This window comes from Yersinia alsatica (assembly GCF_025133195.1).
In the GTDB taxonomy this organism is placed as follows: Bacteria; Pseudomonadota; Gammaproteobacteria; order Enterobacterales; family Enterobacteriaceae; genus Yersinia; species Yersinia alsatica.
Genome location: NZ_CP104006.1, coordinates 220,204 through 241,028, shown reverse-complemented (window position 1 = coordinate 241,028; position 20,825 = coordinate 220,204). Strand labels below are relative to the sequence as shown.

The following is a 20,825-nucleotide window of genomic DNA, read 5'->3' as shown; positions in this document are numbered from 1 at the left end:
TCACTCAATAACTCTGCTATATGCCTCTGTACTGTGTTTATGCATAAAATGATGCATTCTTTCATAGAGTTGACGTAAGTCAGGGGCGCTCGGATGGGGATGGGATGAGCACAATAGTCTTAATATTGGCCTTACTGTTGACCAGTCTGATCGCAGTAGGCTTGCTGTGGTGGTTCCGATTCCGCCGCACTGCTCCCGTAACCGCAACTCTGCTGTTCGCAAAACCTACTCACCGCAAGCTAACCCCAGAAGAGCGGGTTAATATTGAAAATTACCTGCTAAATCAGCAAGACAAACTTGGGTTCAAACCTCAGTCTAATTTTGATAGCCGCACGCTGACAAACAGCTCGTTTACACCAACAAAGCTCATTCTGACGCCACAAAGCGACAACGTTTACTCGGTGACTCGTGCCATAACCCGCTATGGCGTGGCCAGTGATGAACCCAATAAATGGCGCTATTATCTGGACTCCATTGAAGTCCACCTCCCCGCGTCATGGGAACAATATATTACTCAGGATAATGATGTAGAACTTATCCAAACTCAGACTATCCCGCTAGTTATCTCCCTTAACGGGCATACCCTTAAAAATCACCAGTCTGAGAATGTCTACCAGCCTATTTTGCCTTCTGTCGTACAAAATGCGTCAATTCGCAAAGCAGATAGCGAACACATCGAACTACTGAATATCCGAAAAGAAACACCGGAAGAGTATGCTTTGCATGGTTCGAATGGTTTAAAAGAGGCCGGCGCAATCTGTTTGGCGCTGTTATTACTCTTTTTCGCCCTGACTGGCCCGGCGGTCACGCTCCCTTGGCTAATCATTGTGGCGGCCACGTTAACGGGTTGGGCCTGCTGGAATATGTTCAGCCCGCTGTCTGAAAAAGATTTGCGCGAAGTCCACTGTTTAAGCGGCACACCAAAGCGCTGGGGATTATTCGGGGAGTCGAATCAGAGTCAGATGAACAATATCTCGCTCGGGATTGTTGACCTCATTTATCCTGCCCATTGGGGGCCCTACTTTGCTCATGACCTGGGCAAAAAAACCAATATTGATATCTACCTCAATCGTCAGGTGGTCCGTCAGGGGCCGTTCCTGTCGCTGCATGACGAAATGAAGCATTTTCCATTGCAGCGTTGGGGCAAAAACCTGACGCTCATTGCTGGCTCGCTGCTGGTGATGGCGCTATTACTGATTTATGTGCCACTTGGCCTGCCACTGAAATTAAGTGTCGCGTGGCTACAAGGAGCGCAAAGCCAACAGGTCACCAGTGTTGAAGCTTTGGAAAAAATGCCATTACGCATTGGGGATATGCTGAAAGCGCAAGGCACCGGTATGTGCTATGTCCCGCCGAATAGCCAAAACCCGCACAGCTTTGTTTTTACGCCTTTTGATTGTTCCGGTATCTATTGGAACAATGCTGCCCCGCTGCCGCAACCCGAGTCAGAAACCATTGAAAAGGCCGCGGCACTGGTTGCTACCGTCAATCAGCAGTTGCATCCACAAGGTACTGATACCAACGTCAACCCACAACTGGCGACCGCCATTGAGAAATCCGGGATGATTCTGTTGGATAATTTCGCCGATATCGTGCTGAAAACACAAGATTTATGCGGTAGTGATAGTGACTGCGTCCGGCTAAAAAATGCGCTGGTTAATCTGGGGAATGCCAAGAATTGGTCTGGGCTGGTCAAACGGGCACAATCTGGCACATTGAAAGGCATGAATGTACTGCTACGCCCAGTGAGTGCTGATACGCTGGAAAATCTGGTAAAAACGGCAACCTCTTCATTTGTTTACCGTGAAACGCATTTGGCGACTGAAGCATTAAACAGCCCGCCACCAGGTGGTTTTTTGATAACCAGCGACGAAGGCAAACAGCTTGTAAACCACCCTGTGCCTGCGGTTCCACTGTTTGATTACAGTGCTCTGGAGCAATGGCGAGAATTACAGCGACTCTCTGGCCTGCTGCTCAATACCCCCTTTAAAGCCGAGGGCATCATCACCAATATCACCACTGATGCTAACGGCACGCGCCACATCGCGTTACACAGTGAGCCCGATATCGTCACCCTTGGCCGTTATCTGGGTACCAGCTTATTGCTGTTGGTACTGATTGTCTGTTTAGTGGTGAACACCACATTGTTAATTCAGCGCATACTGAAAAATCGTAGCCGTATGGATAATATTCAACGCTATTATGATACTTGCTTTAACCAAACCATCACTCCTGCGCCTTTCCTGCGTTAGCACTCTTTCATTTTCTGCCAGTCATACACCATGCCCACACCTTCGGGTATGCGCACTGTAACTTTGCTATGCTAGGCTAACGTGATAGATGGGTGCTTATCAGGTATCACTGCTGATTTGTTGCCCGCATTCTGTGTCATCAGCATTATTTAATATTGTGATTGTGGAGTCGCTATGCCCCCTGAATTTAATTGGCAAGAAATTGATACCGTGCTGCTGGATATGGATGGCACTCTGCTGGATTTAGAGTTCGACAGCCATTTCTGGTTAAAGCAGGTGCCGGAAACACTTAGCCAACATCGGGGGATCCCGCTGGATCAGGCACATAAGATTATTCATGATGAATATCTCGCCGTGCAACATACCTTAAATTGGTATTGCTTCGATTACTGGAGTGAACGGCTGGATTTGGATATTTATGCCATGACCACCCAAGCAGGTAGCCGGGTTCGCTTGCGTCAGGATACTAAGCCATTTTTAGCCAGTTTACGCGAGCGTGGCCTGCAAACAATTTTGCTCACTAATGCCCACCCACATAGTCTGGCGGTAAAAATTGAGCATACGGCCCTCGACCAGCACCTTGATTTATTACTTTCCACCCATACATTTGGTTATCCGAAGGAAGATCAACGACTGTGGCAAGCTGTCACGCAGCATACCGGGCTGAATCCTGCCAGAACCTTATTTGTCGATGACAGTGAGAAGATTCTGGATGCCGCGCGCACCTTTGGTATCCGCTATTGTCTGGGGATAGAAAACCCAGACTCCAGCTGTGCTGATAAAGCATTTCACAGCCATCCTGCAATCAATGACTATCGTAAGCTGTTGCCTGCATTACAGTTACGATAAGAATGAAGTGACGTGGATGAAACAGCGAGAATGTTTATGAAGGATAAAACCCCCCCTGACGAATCGGTTCGGCTGGACAAATGGCTTTGGGCTGCCCGGTTTTATAAAACCAGAGCGATAGCGCGGGAAATGGTGGATGGCGGTAAAGTTCATTACAACGGCCAGCGCGGTAAACCGAGCAAACTGGTTGAGCTGAATGCTGAAATTCGTCTACGTCAGGGCAATGACGAGCGCACCGTGCGGGTCTTGGCGCTAAATAGCCAGCGCCGTGGAGCCAATGAAGCACAAGCATTATATGAAGAGACCGCGACCAGCATTGCTAACCGCGAGAAAGTGGCGCAGGCACGTAAATTGAATGCCCTGACCATGCCACATCCGGATAGGCGACCGGATAAAAAAGAGCGTCGCAACCTGATCAAATTTAAACAAGGCGAGCCAGAATAAACCCAGTATGGCGGGTTTAAACGGCGGCCAATATGAGAGAAAACTATGTCTAATCACGACCAATTACACCGCTATGTGTTTACTAATCATGCTGTGCGCGGTGAACTGGTTTCAGTCAATGAAACCTACCAGCAGGTATTAGCCAACCATGATTACCCACCCGCGGTACAAAAACTGTTGGGCGAAATGTTGGTCGCGACCAGTCTGTTGACCGCCACCCTTAAATTTGATGGTGATATCACTGTGCAATTGCAGGGCGGTGACGGTCCAGTCTCACTGGCAGTGATTAACGGCAATAACCAACAAGAAATGCGCGGTGTCGCCCGCTATAAAGGCGAAATCAGCGCTGAAAGCACATTGAAAGAGATGGTGGGCAATGGCTATCTGGTGATAACCATTACACCGGCAAAAGGTGAGCGCTATCAGGGTGTTGTCGCCTTAGAAGGTGACACCATCGCTGCTTGCCTGGAAAACTACTTCATGCAATCTGAACAGCTGCCTACCCGCCTGTTTATCCGCACCGGCAGTGTAGAAGGCAAAGCAGCGGCAGCCGGTATGCTGCTGCAAGTTCTGCCAGCGCAGGAGCGCAATGAAGATGAATTTGATCATCTGGCGCAGCTGACCACCACCATTAAGGCCGAAGAGCTATTTACGCTGCCAGCCAATGAAGTGCTGTATCGTTTATACCATCAAGAAGAAGTCACGTTATATGAGCCGCAGAATGTCAGCTTCCGTTGCACCTGTTCTCGTGAGCGTTGTGCTGATGCATTAGTAACGTTATCTGAAGATGACATTAAAGAAATGCTCGAGCAGGATGGCAACATTGACATGCATTGTGAGTATTGCGGCAATCACTACCTGTTTGATGCCGTCGATATCGCCACTTTAAAAAGCGGTAATAGTTCTTCTTCAGAACAAATCCATTAATTCCTGTAATACATGGTTGGGTGCTGACACGTGCCCAGCCATTCCTTCTCGCGTTTCACTCTTGCTACAATCCGTGTTCTATCTCTCATAACTTAGCGAAAAATAGGCCATATATTAAAATCTTTGATAGCTATCGCTGTTAATCAGGGATGAGGATTTACAATCGCTGGTAGAAAATTGACGATCCAGGAGTTATGACATGAGTGTTAAAGGAATTACCCCGCAGGAGCTCGCCGCCTATGGCATCCATAACGTCAGCGAGATTGTTTACAACCCTAGCTATGATTTACTGTTCCAGGAAGAGACCAAACCCACGCTGGAAGGATACGAGCGCGGAACCCTCACCACCACAGGAGCAATAGCGGTCGATACCGGTATCTTTACCGGCCGCTCACCAAAAGATAAATATATTGTCCGTGATGATATCACCCGAGATACCGTGTGGTGGGCTGATCAGGGCAAAGGCAAGAATGATAACAAACCTCTGAGCCAAGAGACTTGGAACCACCTGAAAGGGTTGGTCACCGAGCAACTGTCAGGCAAACGTCTGTTTGTTGTTGATACATTCTGCGGTGCTAATGCCGATACACGTCTACAAGTCCGCTTCGTCACTGAAGTCGCTTGGCAAGCGCATTTCGTTAAAAACATGTTTATCCGCCCATCAGATGAAGAACTGGCCCATTTCGAGCCCGATTTTATCGTCATGAATGGCGCTAAATGCACTAACCCGAACTGGAAAGAGCAAGGTCTGAATTCAGAGAACTTTGTGGCCTTTAACCTGACAGAACGTATGCAGCTGATTGGCGGCACATGGTATGGCGGCGAAATGAAGAAAGGTATGTTCTCAATGATGAACTACCTGCTGCCGCTGAAAGGCATTGCATCTATGCACTGCTCCGCCAACGTCGGTGAAAAAGGCGATGTCGCTATCTTCTTCGGCTTGTCCGGTACCGGTAAAACCACCTTGTCCACAGATCCGAAACGTAAATTGATCGGTGATGACGAACACGGCTGGGATGATGACGGGGTATTTAACTTTGAAGGCGGCTGCTACGCCAAAACCATCAAGTTATCCGAAGAAGCAGAACCCGACATTTATCATGCAATTAAACGTGATGCTCTGTTGGAAAACGTGGTAGTGCTAGCCGATGGCACTGTTGATTTCAACGACGGTTCTAAAACTGAAAACACCCGTGTTTCTTATCCGATTTACCACATCGAAAATATCGTTAAGCCGGTCTCTAAAGCAGGCCATGCCACCAAGGTTATTTTCCTGACTGCCGATGCCTTTGGCGTATTGCCGCCAGTATCACGCCTGACGGCCAATCAAACCCAGTATCACTTCCTGTCTGGCTTTACCGCCAAACTCGCCGGTACTGAGCGCGGTGTCACCGAGCCAACACCTACATTCTCTGCCTGTTTTGGCGCAGCATTCTTGTCGCTGCACCCAACGCAATATGCAGAAGTGCTGGTTAAACGTATGCAAGCGGTCGGCGCACAGGCCTATCTGGTCAACACTGGCTGGAATGGAACTGGCAAACGTATTTCCATCAAGGATACCCGTGGCATTATCGACGCCATTCTGAATGGCGAGATTGATAAAGCAGAAACCTTCACCTTACCAATCTTTGATCTGGCCGTGCCAACATCATTACCGGGCGTGAACCCAGATATCCTCGACCCACGTGACACTTATGCCGATGTCGCGCAGTGGCAAGAGAAGGCCGAAGATTTGGCGAAGCGTTTTACCACTAACTTTGATAAATATACCGATACCCCAGCAGGGGCTGCGCTGGTCAGTGCAGGGCCGAAGATCTAAGTTAGATTGAGGTTGGTTATATTGCGAGGGGCACAGTTGTGCCCCTTTTGTTTTTTCTGCGGAAGTCGATTTAGTATTTTGGTGATGAGGGGGGGGGATTGGGGATTAGTTCGGTAGCCTGATTCGGTTGACATAAGATTGGCAACAACCTTCTCTCCGCTGTCTCAACCGGTCAAGGGTGTGCGCTCACACACCCTTGACCGGTTGAGACTCATGAAGCTCAGCAAACACCGATGCCTTAACAACCGAACTAACCACAAACTAAATATCACCCATTCCCCACTACCGCAGGCAATCTCGGCTTCACATCTAACGGCAATGGAATATATGCCCGGATCCGTAACCCACCGCGCTCACTGGTACCAATATCCAACGAACCGGCGTGTGCATCGATAATTCGCTGTACAATCGCCAGCCCCAGCCCGGTACCACTGGTGCTACGTGCGCTATCGCCACGGACAAAAGGCTGGAACAGATGCTTCAAATCTTCCGGCTTAATACCGGGGCCATCATCTTCAACCTGGAACCAAGCCCGCTGAAGCTCGGTGCCACTGCTCACTTTTATCCAGCCATTACCGTAACGCGCGGCATTCACCACCATATTCGCCAAGGCGCGCTTAATCGATAGCGGATGAATATCTACTATGACTTCACCTTCGCATAGATCGGTTTCAATCACCCGCTCATAGCCACTTTCGGCAGCAATCACCTCACCCAACACCGCATTAAGATCACTCGGTTCGGTCGGCATCTCCTGCCCAGTGCGTAGATAATCAATAAACTGCTCAATAATGGCATTGCACTCTTCAATGTCTTTATTGATAGATTCGGACAGATAACCGTCGGCTTCACTCATCATTTCAGTCGCCAGACGGATACGGGTCAATGGGGTACGCAAGTCATGGCTGACCCCGGCCATAAGCAGGGTTCGGTCATCTGCCAGCAGCTTCACGCCAGCCGCCATTTGGTTAAATGCCCGGGTGACCGAACGTACCTCCGAAGCACCATATTCTCGCAATGGCGGCGGAATAATGCCCTTCCCGACCTGCAAAGCTGCATGTTCCAGCTCCACCAAGGGCCGATTCTGAATACGGATAAACAGCCAGGCACCGCCAACGGCCAGCAGCATAATGGCTAGGGTATAGCGGAACAGGGGCGAGAAATCGCCCTGATGAATTTCAGTTAATGGTACTCGTACCCAGATATCCGGCGACAACCACGTCTTTAGCCAGACAACCGGCGAGTTTTTATTAACTTCGACACGAACATCCGTTGGCCCACCTAACTGCTGGGCCATTTGGTCACTGAGAAATTTGTAATGCTGTGCCCAACGCAGGCCACTTTCCTCTGCCGCAGCATTGGTATATAGCGAAATCCCCAATTCACGGTAAATCTCACGCCGAAACGCCGGCGGGACTTCAAGCAGCGTGCCATCTTCCAGTTGCAGCCGGTCAGTCATCAGCATACGAACTTCATACGCCAACACTTTGTTGAACTGCTGCAAGCTGGGCAAAATGGCGAAATTCAGCACCACCAAATACGTAGTGACCAAGCTGACAAACAGCAAGGTCACAATCAATAATAAGGTTCGGGCAAATGAGCTACGTGGAGAAAAGCGCCATCGCCTCATGCTTTACTGCCGTCCGGTACAAATACGTAGCCCAAGCCCCAAACGGTCTGGATATAGCGCGGATGTGCCGGATCTTCTTCTACCATGCGGCGCAGACGTGAAATCTGCACGTCGATAGAACGCTCCATTGCACTGTATTCACGACCACGCGCCAGATTCATCAGCTTATCGCGGGATAATGGCTCACGCGGGTGACTAACCAGCGCTTTCAACACCGCAAATTCACCACTGGTCAATGGCATAGGTTCGTCTTCACGGAACATTTCACGGGTACCGAGGTTCAGTTTGAACTTGCCAAAAGCAATCACGGCTTCTTCTTGTGAAGGTGCGCCCGGCAGTTCATTAGCCTGACGGCGTAACACGGCGCGGATACGAGCCAGCAGTTCGCGAGGGTTAAATGGCTTAGGAATATAATCGTCTGCACCAATTTCCAACCCAACAATGCGGTCTACTTCTTCCCCTTTCGCCGTCACCATAATGATAGGCATAGGGTTACTTTGACTGCGCAGGCGGCGACAGATAGACAAACCATCTTCACCCGGCAACATGAGGTCGAGCACCATCAGGTGGAAAGACTCACGGGTTAACAAGCGATCCATCTGTTCAGCATTGGCAACACTGCGCACCTGGAAACCTTGCTCTGTCAGGTAACGTTCCAACAGCGCACGCAGGCGCATATCGTCATCAACGACCAGAATCTTGTGATTCTCTTGCATTTTATTACTCCCAAAGGCCGTATTGCCCGAATCTGCACATTGTTAGAAAAACTCACTCTAACAGACAGCTATTTATGGTATATATTCTAGTCGAAATTGTTACAAAGCTTATTGTTGTGCCTAATTATCAACACTTTCGTCAAATGGACGGTAGCGAATCTCTAAAATCCAGTAGGTCGCTTCACCATTTGGCGTCTGAACCGTCACCTCATCATCCACCTGTTTGCCAATTAAGGCACGGGCCACCGGTGAATCGATAGAAATCCATTTTTTTGCCGGATCGAACTCATCTGGGCCGACCAAGCGGAAGATGCGCTGCTCTTCTACTTCATTTTCTACCCGCACCCAAGCGCCGAAATAGACTTTCCCTTCCTGACGCGGGTCTGGGTCAACGATTTTCAGCACTTCAAGACGTTTGGTCAGAAAGCGCACCCGGCGATCAATTTCCCGCAGGCGCTTCTTACCATAGATATATTCGGCATTTTCCGAACGGTCGCCCATTGCTGCCGCTTCAGAGACCGCTTGAGTCACCACTGGCCGCTCTTCACGCCACAGATAATGCAGCTCACGATCCAGCGCCTGCCAGCCTTCGCGGGTAATGTAGTTGCTTTTAGCCATAAAATTATCCAGTTATCCCTTTCGGATAGATGCCTCTACTATACCCTATGTTTTTACCGATAAGTTCAGGTTAGCTCAAGCCCAATGAGCGCTCTACTGGCAATTTATCCGGGCAATCCGTATAACTATCCTCTGCCATTTTTCCTACTCACTAATTGATATCAGACTTATGAATGAACAACTGAGCCGCATTATTGCAAGCGAACTACAGGCGCGACCGGAGCAAGTTGCCTCCGCAATACGTCTGCTGGATGAAGGTAATACCGTGCCCTTTATTTCACGGTATCGTAAGGAAGTTACCGGCGGGTTGGATGATACCCAGCTGCGCCAGTTGGAAAGCCGTTTGGGGTACCTGCGCGAACTGGAAGACCGCCGCCAAACCATTCTTAAATCAATTGAAGATCAGGGCAAGCTCACCGAGCAGCTGGCCGGTGCGATTAATGGCACCATGAGTAAAACTGAGCTGGAAGATTTATACCTTCCTTATAAGCCCAAGCGCCGCACCCGTGGGCAGATTGCTATTGAAGCAGGTCTGGAACCTTTGGCTGACAGCCTATGGAATGACCCGCAGCAAGACCCAGAACAGGTGGCCCAGGCCTATATTGATGCTGATAAAGGCGTGGCCGATACCAAAGCGGCACTGGATGGTGCGCGCTATATCTTGATGGAGCGTTTTGCTGAAGACGCCACTTTGCTGGCGAAAGTGCGCCAGTACTTGTGGAAAAATGCTCATCTGGTAGCAAAAGTGGTGGAAGGCAAAGAGCAGGAAGGCGCTAAATTCCGCGATTACTTTGACCACCATGAACCTATCGCCCAAGTCCCTTCTCACCGCGCCTTAGCAATGTTCCGTGGCCGCAATGAAGGTGTGCTGCAACTGGCGCTGAATCCTGATCCGCAGTTTGACGAGCCGCCTCGTGAAAGTCAGGGCGAACAGATCATTATTAATCATCTGGATTTGCGGTTGAATAACGCACCAGCAGACACTTGGCGTAAAGCGGTGGTCAACTGGACATGGCGGATCAAAGTACTGCTGCATCTGGAAACCGAGCTAATGAGCACCCTGCGTGAGCGGGCTGAAGATGAAGCAATCAATGTGTTCGCCCGTAATATGCAAGATTTGCTGATGGCAGCACCGGCAGGGATGCGCGCAACCATGGGCCTCGATCCCGGCCTACGTACTGGGGTGAAAGTGGCGGTGGTTGACGCTACCGGCAAGCTGGTTGCCTTCGATACCATCTACCCTCATACCGGGCAGGCAGCCAAGGCCGCAGCCGTAGTGGCCGCCCTGTGCATCAAGCATCAGGTTGAATTGGTGGCTATCGGTAACGGCACGGCATCGCGGGAAACCGAGCGTTTCTTTGCCGAACTGCAACAGCAGTATCCGGCGGTGACGGCGCAAAAAGTGATTGTCAGTGAAGCCGGGGCGTCGGTTTACTCCGCTTCGGAGCTAGCCGCGCTAGAGTTCCCAGATCTGGATGTTTCTATCCGTGGTGCAGTTTCTATTGCCCGTCGGTTGCAAGATCCTCTGGCTGAGCTGGTTAAAATCGATCCAAAATCCATTGGGGTCGGCCAATATCAACATGATGTCAGCCAAAGCCAATTGGCGAAAAAGCTCGATGCCGTGGTAGAAGACTGCGTGAACGCCGTGGGCGTGGATTTAAATACGGCGTCCGTCCCTTTGTTGACTCGAGTGGCCGGTTTAACCCGCATGATGGCGCAGAATATTGTTAACTGGCGTGATGAGAATGGTCGTTTCCATAACCGCGAGCAATTACTGAAAGTCAGCCGTCTGGGGCCAAAAGCCTTCGAGCAGTGTGCCGGTTTCTTACGTATCAATCACGGGGATAATCCACTAGACGCATCCACGGTGCATCCAGAAGCCTATCCGGTCGTCGAGCGCATTTTGGCGGCAACTGAGCAAGCTTTGCAGGACTTAATGGGCAATGCTGCGGCCTTACGCAACCTTAATGCACGTGACTTCACCACCGAGCGTTTTGGTGTGCCAACCGTCACCGATATCTTGCGTGAGCTGGAAAAACCGGGCCGCGACCCACGTCCTGAATTTAAAACTGCCACCTTTGCCGAAGGCGTTGAAACACTGAATGACCTGACGCCGGGGATGATCCTCGAAGGCTCGGTCACAAACGTGACGAACTTTGGGGCTTTTGTGGATATTGGCGTCCATCAGGATGGTCTGGTGCATATCTCGTCACTGGCAGATAAGTTTGTCGATGACCCACACAAGGTGGTGAAAGCCGGTGATATCGTCAAAGTTAAAGTGATGGAAGTGGATTTACAGCGCAAACGTATTGCGCTGACCATGCGCCTGGATGAACAACCGGGTGAAGGGGGTTCGCGGCGGGGTAATGGCGGCGAGAACCGCGCCAGTGCCAATAATGATAATCGTGGCGCCAGCCGCCCACGGAATAACGCTAACAATGACGCCAATAACCGCCCACCAGCCAAAGGGCGGGTGGACAGCAACTCAGGCGGGAACAGCGCCATGAGTGACGCGCTGGCTGCGGCGTTTAAAAAACGCTGATAACTTAGCTTAGGGCCACATGCTGTGGCCCTTTCTTTATTAAACTGCCCGCTTTTCTCATATTTTTTTCTTCTATAAAATTGTAAAATTATTTTTTAAATTAATTAGCACGAGATTCTTTTCTTCTCCGATGTCTCAGGCAAAACAAGCAATAATCTTGACTCATTTAACATTATATTTAACATGACGACTTATTGAGTTTGTTATTACTGTTAGTTTATAAATAATTACGATAATCGGCCGTGGATTAATTAAAACCTGAATGTTATTTGATTCAAATCATAGTGAAGTGATTATGTTAATAATCGGTATTTTACAATAAATACATCGAGTTATACCCAATAGACTTCGAGTTGCAGATAGTCCGCAACAGCAGGAACCCAAGGAGTTGAGATAACTCAATGACTTGGATTAGTGATAGTCACCCACACTCCGGTAGTCTTAAAGATGACCGATTTAAAAGAAACATCCAGTTAACTGATTTAACTCATCATTCTCATTTGCGATCACGCCAATTTGGTGGTAAAACAAGCGTAAATAGAAATCAGACTCATTAATTATAAAAATTAAACCGTAATGAATACTTACTTTTGAGTATTTGACCCCAGTTGAATATGAAAATGGTTCTTACTATTATTATTTCACTCATTACGTCTTAGCATAACATTATTCTGAATTCTGGTACGCCATTAACCAACACCCTGAAATTTAAAGTGTAAAGGGTAATTTTCAAGAGGCTTTTATGCATCTTATTCCACAGCGTTCCTACAAAATTATTGGTTTCTCACCTGAAATTAGCCCGGCTTATCGGCAGAAATTATTATCTCTGGGTATGTTACCCGGCTCTTCATTTAATGTGGTTCGCCTTGCGCCATTAGGTGACCCCATTCAGATAGAAGCCCGTCGGGTCAGCCTGGTGGTACGTAAAAAAGATTTAGATCTGCTGACCCTCGACCTGCAACCCTAACACGACAGGTCAATTTCTTATTCTGGCTGCCGGGTGATGGATAAAAATCGCCCCGCACCGTCTGATTTTAATTTATTGATATCACGTTGGATCATGAAAGCACTCACAATCGGCCTTATCGGCAACCCCAATGCGGGTAAAACCACTCTTTTCAACCAGTTAACTGGCGCTCGTCAACGCGTTGGGAATTGGGCCGGAGTCACGGTTGAGCGCAAAGAAGGTCATTTTAATACCCCGCAGCATCAGGTGACCTTAGTTGACTTGCCGGGGACTTACTCGCTGACGACGATTTCTGAGCAAACGTCGCTGGATGAGCAAATTGCCTGCCACTATATTTTGAGTGGCGAGGCTGACCTGCTGATTAACGTGATTGATGCCGCCAATCTGGAGCGCAATCTCTACCTGACACTGCAACTCATCGAGCTAGGTATCCCCTGCATTGTGGCACTCAACATGCTGGATATTGCTAAAAGCCAGCATATTGATATTGATATCGCGGCCCTCTCTCAACAGCTAGGTTGCCCAGTAATTCCGCTGGTTTCTACCCGTGGACAGGGTATCAATGAATTAAAAGCCAGTATCGATGAGTTTCAGCCCGTGACCTTTAAAGCGCTGGTTAACTACCCGCCAGTGCTGCTGCATGAAGTGGATAAACTGGTACAGAACATGCCGGATTCTTGGCCTATCCAGCAGCGCCGCTGGCTGGCACTGCAAATTCTGGAAGGAGATATCTACAGTCTGGCGCGCGCTGGTATAGCGCCGTCACAGGTTGAGTTGGCGCGTGAGAATCTGCGACAAAATCAGCACGAAGATCCCGAATTGGTGATCGCCGATGCTCGCTATCAAAGCATCGCCCGTATCTGCGATATCGTCGGCAACTCACAGCAAGCAGAGCCAAACCGCCTGACCCAAGCACTGGATAAAGTAATTCTGAACCGCTGGTTAGGGGTGCCGATTTTCCTGTTTGTTATGTATTTAATGTTCGTATTGGCCATCAACATTGGTGGCGCACTGCAACCTATATTTGATATTGGCTCTGCCGCTATCTTTATCCAAGGGCTGCAATGGGTCGGTTATACCCTGCATTTCCCGCAGTGGCTGACTATCTTCCTCGCCCAAGGTGTTGGGGGCGGTATTAACACCGTGCTGCCACTGGTGCCGCAAATTGGCATGATGTACCTGTTCCTCTCCTTTTTGGAGGACTCCGGCTATATGGCCCGTGCGGCATTCGTGATGGACCGGCTGATGCAGGCGTTAGGGTTGCCGGGTAAATCATTTGTGCCACTGATTGTTGGCTTCGGCTGCAATGTGCCTTCGATTATGGGGGCGCGCACCTTGGATGCCCAACGCGAACGGCTGATTACTATCATGATGGCCCCCTTTATGTCCTGTGGTGCACGGCTGGCCATTTTCGCGGTATTTGCTGCGGCATTCTTCGGCCAGGACGGAGCCAGCATCGTTTTCTCACTCTATTTACTCGGTATTGCCGTGGCAATCCTCACCGGCTTGGTACTGAAATACACCATCATGCGCGGTGAAGCCTCTCCTTTTGTGATGGAATTGCCGGTTTACCATGTGCCACATCTGAAGAGCTTGTTACTGCAAACCTGGCAGCGACTGAAAGGCTTTGTTCTACGGGCGGGGAAAGTCATTGTCATCGCCAGTATTTTCATTGGTGGCCTAAATAGTTTCTCTTTCAGTGGCAAAGCGGTCGATAGCATCAATGACTCGGCACTCGCCTCTGTCAGTAAAGTGCTCACCCCGTTACTGACCCCAATGGGGGTTCATGAGGATAACTGGCAAGCGACGGTGGGGTTAGTCACCGGTGCCATGGCCAAAGAAGTGGTGGTGGGGACACTGAATACCCTCTATACCGCTGAGCAGATTAAAAATGAACCCTTTGATGCCGAGAGCTTCAATTTACTGGGTGAATTAGCCGGTGCGGTTGATAAAACCTGGCAGGGATTAAAAGATACCTTTAGCCTCAGTGTGCTCTCTAACCCGATTGAAGCCAGTAAAGGGGATGGCGAAATGGCGGCGGGTTCAATGGGGATGATGAGCAGCAAGTTCGGTTCCAGTATTTCGGCCTATAGCTATCTTATTTTCGTGCTGTTGTATGTGCCCTGTGTCTCGGTCATGGGGGCAATTGCGCGCGAAACCAGCCGTGGCTGGATGACGTTCTCGATACTGTGGGGGTTGAATGTGGCTTATTCGCTGGCGACCTTGTTCTATCAAGCCGCCACTTTCCGTGACCACCCGCAGCAGAGTTTAGGCATTATCGCGTTGGTGATTATCATCAATGCGGTGATCTTGTTTGGCTTACGCCGCGCACGTAGCCGGGTCACTGTGAGATTACAAAACAGTGCGCCCGCCAGCTGTTGTCAAAGCTCGAGCGGTGACTGCCACTAATGGCTAAATACCCTTGGCAGAGTGATCAATAGGAGGAGCTACATGGCAAGCCTACTGCAATTGCGTGATGCAATCGCCCTCAGTGGCAGTGCTGACGCAACTCAGCTTAGTCATCAATTAGCGATGCCACTGCCTCTGGTTGAGGCCATGTTAGAACGGCTGACAGCTATGGGTAAGATTGAACGCATTGAGCAGGATAATAGCGGATGTCTTACCGGCAGTTGTAAGAGCTGCCCAGAGGGACAGAATCATTGCAGTACCGTGGTTTACCAACTGAAATAGCCTCATTAAAACGGAAAAGAGATGCGTTGAGCATCTCTTTATATTTATCTTACTTATCATTGGCGTGACCCTAGCCACGCTAGGTAAAAACGAATGCTTATTTATAGACATCCGCATCGGCATCAAATTTCTTCTTCTCACGCTCAGCGATAATTACATAATACTTACCGCCTTTTTCATCCGCCATTTTTGATAGCTCTTCTTTCACGTCCATTGGCGATGTAGCTTCACCTGAAGTCGTTATTGTGCCAATTTTTTCATAGTTTTTTGCTTCTTCTTTGGTAATTTCTTTTGCCGCCATTGCGCCAAAAGAAACGCCCGACACCACCAGAGCGACTGCCAGATTTTTTAATAAAGTCATGCCAAGTACCTCTCAAATAAATGGATAATGTGTGTAAAGCCATCTTAATTATTAAACAAATTTAATAATTAGCCATTTAATAGCCGATTAAATTCATCCACTTTATCTTTTTCAGCGTTTTCTTACTTTTGGTACACACCCCAGAAAATACTGAACAGCAGGTATCAGGCTTGATTCTGTTGCGAGAAATCTAAAATTAATTTTGAAAAATCATCCGGATGGGAAACAAAGGGAGCATGGGCCGCGCCTTTCATCACGACGGACTGAGTCTCTGGCCATGCACTGTCTAACAATGAAGCTACTTTGCGCGGGACTAACCCATCCAGATAACCATAAATTCGCAAGAAGGGGACTGTGCATATTGCCAGACCCTGGCGTAAATCAGCCGTGCGCAAAATTTCCAGCCCGCCGGTCAAGACATCGACTTCCGGCATTTGATGTTGCAGCACCACGGCTTTCAACAGGCGAGCATCCTGACGTGCGCTTTCGGTGCCCAGCGTTTGTAATGCCAAAAAACGCTCTACCGTGCGCTGGAAATCCTCACTGAGTTGTTGCTCGAACCCAGCCAACACTTCTGGCCGAATCCCCGGCCACTCAGCATGAGCAGTAAAACACGGAGAAGAAGAGACCGTTATCAGCCCCTGAACACGTTCTGGGTGACTTAAGGCTATCTGACTGGCCACTAACCCGCCCATCGACCAGCCCAGCCACAAAGCCTGTGGTGGCGCTTGCTGTAATACGATGTCGGCCATGTCAGTCAACGACATCGCAGAGAAGCCTTTACTGCGCCCATAGCCGGGGAGGTCGACTAAGTGCAGGCGAAAATGCGGCGCAAGTCTGTCAATTATGCAATGCCATACCCCCGCATTCAGCCCCCATCCGTGCAGCAACACAAGATCGCGACTACCTTCGCCGCAGATGTTCCAATAAAGTTGTTTCATGCGTTAGTATCCTGTCGCCTTAGCCCTTCATCAAGGAAGATGTCTATGCTAACAATCGCCAGCCAGTGTTGGCTATGCCAGCAGCCGTTATATCACCCAAAGCACGGTATTTGTTGCTACTGCCGCCGCCATCTGCCCTCATTGCCGCCCTGCTGTCCTTGCTGCGGCTTGCCGAGTCATAACCGTGTTTTGCTTTGTGGCCGCTGCCTTGGCAACCCACCGCCTTGGAGTAGCATCACTTTTGTTAGCGATTACGCGCCCCCATTGAATCAGTTGATAAAACGGTTAAAATTTAGCGGCGTAGCCCCACTGGCACCGGTACTGGCACGTTTATTATTACTGCGCTGGCTCGATAACTGGCGCATGGGCAAGGTCATCAAACCGGACAGAATCATCAGTGTGCCGCTCCACCGCTGGCGTTGCTGGCGGCGTGGCTATAACCAGACAGATCTGTTAGCTCGGCCACTGGCACACTGGCTTGGCTGTCACTATAGCAATATGACCTTACAGCGCATTCGTGCAACACCCGCTCAGCAGCAATTGACTGCCGCCGCACGACGTAAAAATATGCGTGGAGCTTTTCGCTGTATGGAGACCGTTCGCGGCCAACATATTGCTCTGCTAGATGATGTCGTGACCACTGGCAGTACACTGAATGAGATCGCCAAGCTACTATGGGCTCAGGGGATTGCCTCATTACAGGTTTGGTGTATCTGCCGAACCTTGTAGTCACCCTAACAATGGGCGTATTATAACCGACAAGAATAGTCAACTATTGAGCAGATGCCATGATCACAATAACAGACGCAGCACAATCTCATTTTGCCAAACTGTTGGCAAACCAAGAAGAAGGCACCCAAATCCGCGTATTTGTTATCAACCCCGGTACGCCAACCGCTGAATGCGGTGTGTCTTATTGCCCACCGGATGCTGTTGAAGCAACAGATACCGAACTGAAGTTTGAGCAGTTGTCGGCCTATGTCGATGAACTCAGTGTCCCTTATCTGGAAGACGCTGAAATTGACTTCGTGACTGACCAGCTAGGTTCTCAGCTCACCCTGAAAGCCCCGAATGCCAAAATGCGCAAAGTGGACGACAATGCGCCGCTGATGGAGCGGGTTGAGTATGTTCTGCAATCGCAGATTAACCCACAATTGGCGGGTCACGGTGGTCGTGTCACCTTGATGGAAATCACGCCGGATGCGTTGGCTATCCTGCAATTTGGTGGCGGTTGTAACGGTTGCTCCATGGTCGATGTGACCCTGAAAGAAGGCATCGAGAAAGAGCTGTTGCAGAAATTCCCAGAATTGAAGGGCGTGAGAGATTTGACCGAGCATCAGCGTGGCGAGCACTCTTACTACTAATTATTAGCCTTCGTCCTTGGCGTTACAGCGGTGTTAGCTGCACTCACGCACCCGAATCACTGACCTGTGTCAGCTCATCGGGATGTGTTCGCTGGCTGCCTTGCTGTAACACCAATGACTTTGGCTAATCTCTTTCTTCTGATCTGGCGACAGCGGTGTTAGCTGCACTCGCGCACCCGAATCACTGACCTGTGTCAGCTCATCGGGATTTGTTCGCTGGCTGCCTTGCTGTAACACCAATGACTTTGGCTAATCTCTTTCTTCTGACTTGGCGACAGCGGTGTTAACTGCACTCGCGCACCCGAATCACTGACCTGTGTCAGCTCATCGGGATTTGTTCGCTGGCTGCCTTGCTGTAACACCAATGACTTTGGCTAATCTCTTTCTTCTGACTTGGCAACAGCGGTGTTAGCTGCACTCACGCACCCGAATCACTGACCTGTGTCAGCTCATCGGGATTTGTTCGTTTGCTGCCTTGCTGTAACACCAATGATTTTGGCTAATCTCTTTTGGCTGACAAGATGATATGCAAAACAAAGGGGAAGCGCCGCTAAGTGCGATTGCCCTTTCACTTGTTAATCAAAAAATTAGGCCAATATTACCCAGCCGAAACGTTCTTGCGCCGCTTATCCAAATCTTTCAATAAGCGATTAACCTGGCTGTCAGCAAACATCTCTTCCAATGTTGCCGTCAGCTTACGCCGCCAGTTTGGGTATTCATCACTGGTTCCGGGAATATTGACCGGCGCTGCCATGTCCAGCCAATCTTCCGGCTGCAAGCCCAGTAGTGCGCTGGCGCTATCTGCAACATAACGTTGCAATCCGCGGTTAAGAACCGGGCTCATTGCCAGCAACGACGCCTTATGGCCCACTTTCTTCGGCACGCAATCATAATGATGCAGCCCTTCCAGCAAGCCTTGCTTCGCCCGTTCTCTATCAAGATAAAGCTGCTTCAATATCTGTTGGTCTGGATATAACCCCAGCTTATTCCCCAACGTCAAATCATCACTTTGCCAATAACCGCGCAGTGTCGGCAGGTCATGGGTGGTGATGGTTGCCATCGCCTGTACCGGATAAGATTGCGGTGCACGGAAGGTATTCTCACTGTCATGCTCGAAATAGAGCACCTTGTAGGAATACACCCCGCTGTCGCGCAACTTGCCAACAATCTCTACCGGAACCGTGCCCAAATCTTCGCCAATCACCATGCAGTGATGACGCTGACTCTCCAAAGCCAGTATTGCCAGCAAATCATCCACCGGATATTTGACATAGGCTCCCTGGTCGGCAGTTTGCCCATAGGGAATCCACCATAAGCGCAATACCGCCATCACATGGTCAATGCGCAGAGCTCCGCAACTGGTCATGTTGGCGCGCAGCAAATCAATGAAAGGCTGATAAGCACGAGCGACCATGACGTGAGGGTCCATCGGTGGCAAGCCCCAGTTCTGGCCCAGCGGCCCTAAAATATCAGGCGGCGCACCCACGGACGCTTTAAGGCAATACAGCTCGCGGTCACACCAGGTTTCAGCGCCACCTTCCGCCACACCCACCGCCAAATCACGATACAAACCCAGTGGCATTTTTCGTGCCTGACTGGCGCGGAAGCAATCATCAAACTGGCTGGCGGCCAGCCACTGCAACCACAGATAGAAATTCACTTCATCAGCATATTCACGGCAAAATTCAGCCACTGCACTGCTATGCCCGTCACGATATTTTTCCGGCCACACCGGCCAGCCCCACATCATCGGGTCATTTTTGCTCAAATGAGCATGCAAGGCATCAAAAGCGGCTTGTTGATGCAGGCTCGTGCCCCCTTGCTCAACAAACTTATGAAATGCCAGCACCCGTGCATCTTTTGCTTTACGGGCGGTAAACAGCGGGAATGCCAAACGTAAAGCCGTTAATTTGAGTTGCATAACCTGCGGATAATCGACCCAGTCACTGGCCCGAATGTTGGCCAGCACACCTTGAGTCTCAGGCTGATGCCACCAGAGCTGCGCGGCTTCACTGTGTTGAAATTCATCCACACTATTTACGTCGATATAAATCACATTCAGCCAGCGCCTTGATGACGGGCTATAAGGGCTGGCACTTTGTGGATTGGCCGGATACAACGCGTGAATCGGGTTAAGCCCGATAAAAGCACCGCCACGCTCTCCGACCTGTTCCAGCATCTGGTTTAAGTCGCCAAAGTCACCAATACCCCAGTTGTGTTCTGAGCGCAGGGTATAGAGCTGCACGCAAGCTCCCCACAGCTTTTTCCCTGCCAGCAGTGCATCTGGCTCATAGCAACGTTTCGGGGCGACGATAACCGAACACTGCCACTGTTGTAAGCCCTGCTCCAACACTAAACGGTGATAACCTTGTGGTAAGGATGCTGGCAGTGTCAGTGTTTTTTTCGCACTGATACGCCCTTGATGTAAATCACCTTTTTCAGTCTGCAACTGCCAGTGATAATCACCCGAACCCGCCATTGGTAACTGCATCGGGCTGCCAAAAGTAAAGACTTTCACTACCGGTAATGGTGCTTTTTCTGTCTGAGTATCATGGGGCACATTCAAGCGCCCCATCGCCGCCAATAATTGCTGCTTAGTTTCCGGCAAAATAGCTTGCGGCTTACCATGCGCATTAATATAGCTGGCGGATATCCCTGCCAGTGTCGCTGCTTGATCGAGCGATTTACGATCCATGCAGTCTTC

Annotated in this window: 18 protein-coding genes; 11 read left to right on the top strand and 7 right to left on the bottom strand. The window is 49.8% G+C overall.

The window, feature by feature from the left end; genetic code table 11:
* The first annotated feature begins 104 nt into the window (after positions 1-104).
* The 5 genes from N0H69_RS00945 to pckA all read left to right on the top strand — a co-directional run bounded on the left by N0H69_RS00945 (position 105) and on the right by pckA (position 6,291).
* Positions 105-2,252, top strand: a complete 2,148-nt coding sequence (locus N0H69_RS00945) for an intracellular growth attenuator family protein (protein ID WP_050152349.1) — start codon at positions 105-107, stop codon at positions 2,250-2,252.
* A 174-nt stretch (positions 2,253-2,426) separates the two neighbouring features.
* Positions 2,427-3,101: a GMP/IMP nucleotidase gene (gene yrfG, locus N0H69_RS00940; RefSeq protein ID WP_050109969.1), complete on the top strand. Its 675-nt coding sequence runs from the start codon at positions 2,427-2,429 to the stop codon at positions 3,099-3,101.
* 36 nt (positions 3,102-3,137) lie between these two features.
* On the top strand, positions 3,138-3,545 hold the full coding sequence (hslR, locus tag N0H69_RS00935) for a ribosome-associated heat shock protein Hsp15 (RefSeq protein WP_050110030.1): 408 nt from the start codon (positions 3,138-3,140) through the stop codon (positions 3,543-3,545).
* Between the two features lie 45 nt (positions 3,546-3,590).
* Positions 3,591-4,472, top strand: coding sequence for an Hsp33 family molecular chaperone HslO (gene hslO / locus N0H69_RS00930; RefSeq protein ID WP_050109968.1), 882 nt, complete (start codon positions 3,591-3,593; stop codon positions 4,470-4,472).
* A gap of 199 nt (positions 4,473-4,671) precedes the next feature.
* Positions 4,672-6,291: a phosphoenolpyruvate carboxykinase (ATP) gene (gene pckA, locus N0H69_RS00925; RefSeq protein WP_050109967.1), complete on the top strand. Its 1,620-nt coding sequence runs from the start codon at positions 4,672-4,674 to the stop codon at positions 6,289-6,291.
* A 268-nt stretch (positions 6,292-6,559) separates the two neighbouring features.
* Here the strand turns inward: pckA and envZ are convergent, their stop codons facing one another.
* From envZ to greB, 3 genes are all read right to left on the bottom strand, one after another.
* Positions 6,560-7,921 carry a two-component system sensor histidine kinase EnvZ gene (gene envZ / locus N0H69_RS00920; RefSeq protein WP_050111077.1) on the bottom strand — a complete coding sequence of 454 codons (1,362 nt, stop codon included), beginning with the start codon at positions 7,919-7,921 and terminating at the stop codon, positions 6,560-6,562.
* Positions 7,918-8,637, bottom strand: a complete 720-nt coding sequence (gene ompR, locus N0H69_RS00915) for an osmolarity response regulator transcription factor OmpR (protein WP_004709363.1) — start codon at positions 8,635-8,637, stop codon at positions 7,918-7,920. Before ompR ends, envZ begins: the two co-directional genes overlap by 4 nt.
* A gap of 120 nt (positions 8,638-8,757) precedes the next feature.
* On the bottom strand, positions 8,758-9,255 hold the full coding sequence (gene greB, locus N0H69_RS00910; RefSeq protein WP_050099545.1) for a transcription elongation factor GreB: 498 nt from the start codon (positions 9,253-9,255) through the stop codon (positions 8,758-8,760).
* 169 nt (positions 9,256-9,424) lie between these two features.
* Between greB and N0H69_RS00905 the strand changes: the two genes are divergently transcribed.
* From N0H69_RS00905 to N0H69_RS00890, 4 genes are all read left to right on the top strand, one after another.
* Positions 9,425-11,797: a Tex family protein gene (locus N0H69_RS00905; protein ID WP_050152350.1), complete on the top strand. Its 2,373-nt coding sequence runs from the start codon at positions 9,425-9,427 to the stop codon at positions 11,795-11,797.
* Between the two features lie 742 nt (positions 11,798-12,539).
* Complete coding sequence (gene feoA, locus N0H69_RS00900) at positions 12,540-12,764, top strand: ferrous iron transporter A (protein WP_004709369.1); 225 nt, start codon at positions 12,540-12,542, stop codon at positions 12,762-12,764.
* A gap of 93 nt (positions 12,765-12,857) precedes the next feature.
* Positions 12,858-15,173, top strand: a complete 2,316-nt coding sequence (feoB, locus tag N0H69_RS00895; RefSeq protein WP_050152355.1) for a Fe(2+) transporter permease subunit FeoB — start codon at positions 12,858-12,860, stop codon at positions 15,171-15,173.
* Between the two features lie 42 nt (positions 15,174-15,215).
* A complete protein-coding gene (locus N0H69_RS00890) occupies positions 15,216-15,455 on the top strand; it encodes a FeoC-like transcriptional regulator (protein ID WP_050111080.1) in 240 nt (79 codons plus the stop codon).
* A 97-nt stretch (positions 15,456-15,552) separates the two neighbouring features.
* Here N0H69_RS00890 and N0H69_RS00885 read toward each other — a convergent pair whose 3' ends face one another.
* Both N0H69_RS00885 and bioH read right to left on the bottom strand, forming a co-directional pair.
* Positions 15,553-15,816: a YdgH/BhsA/McbA-like domain containing protein gene (locus tag N0H69_RS00885; protein ID WP_050111081.1), complete on the bottom strand. Its 264-nt coding sequence runs from the start codon at positions 15,814-15,816 to the stop codon at positions 15,553-15,555.
* Positions 15,817-15,980: 164 nt separating this feature from the next.
* The gene (gene bioH, locus N0H69_RS00880) at positions 15,981-16,757 is read right to left on the bottom strand and encodes a pimeloyl-ACP methyl ester esterase BioH (protein WP_050111082.1); all 777 of its coding nucleotides are present in this window, start codon (positions 16,755-16,757) and stop codon (positions 15,981-15,983) included.
* Positions 16,758-16,802: 45 nt separating this feature from the next.
* Here bioH and gntX point away from each other — a divergent pair, with 45 nt between their 5' ends.
* A complete protein-coding gene (gntX, locus tag N0H69_RS00875) occupies positions 16,803-17,486 on the top strand; it encodes a DNA utilization protein GntX (RefSeq protein WP_050152351.1) in 684 nt (227 codons plus the stop codon).
* A gap of 59 nt (positions 17,487-17,545) precedes the next feature.
* Positions 17,546-18,121 carry a Fe-S biogenesis protein NfuA gene (nfuA, locus tag N0H69_RS00870; RefSeq protein ID WP_050099539.1) on the top strand — a complete coding sequence of 192 codons (576 nt, stop codon included), beginning with the start codon at positions 17,546-17,548 and terminating at the stop codon, positions 18,119-18,121.
* Positions 18,122-18,315: 194 nt separating this feature from the next.
* Here nfuA and N0H69_RS00865 read toward each other — a convergent pair whose 3' ends face one another.
* Positions 18,316-18,483 carry a hypothetical protein gene (locus N0H69_RS00865; protein WP_179210443.1) on the bottom strand — a complete coding sequence of 56 codons (168 nt, stop codon included), beginning with the start codon at positions 18,481-18,483 and terminating at the stop codon, positions 18,316-18,318.
* Between the two features lie 236 nt (positions 18,484-18,719).
* On the bottom strand, positions 18,720-20,816 hold the full coding sequence (gene malQ / locus N0H69_RS00860) for a 4-alpha-glucanotransferase (RefSeq protein WP_050123721.1): 2,097 nt from the start codon (positions 20,814-20,816) through the stop codon (positions 18,720-18,722).
* Between the last annotated feature and the right edge of the window lie 9 nt (positions 20,817-20,825).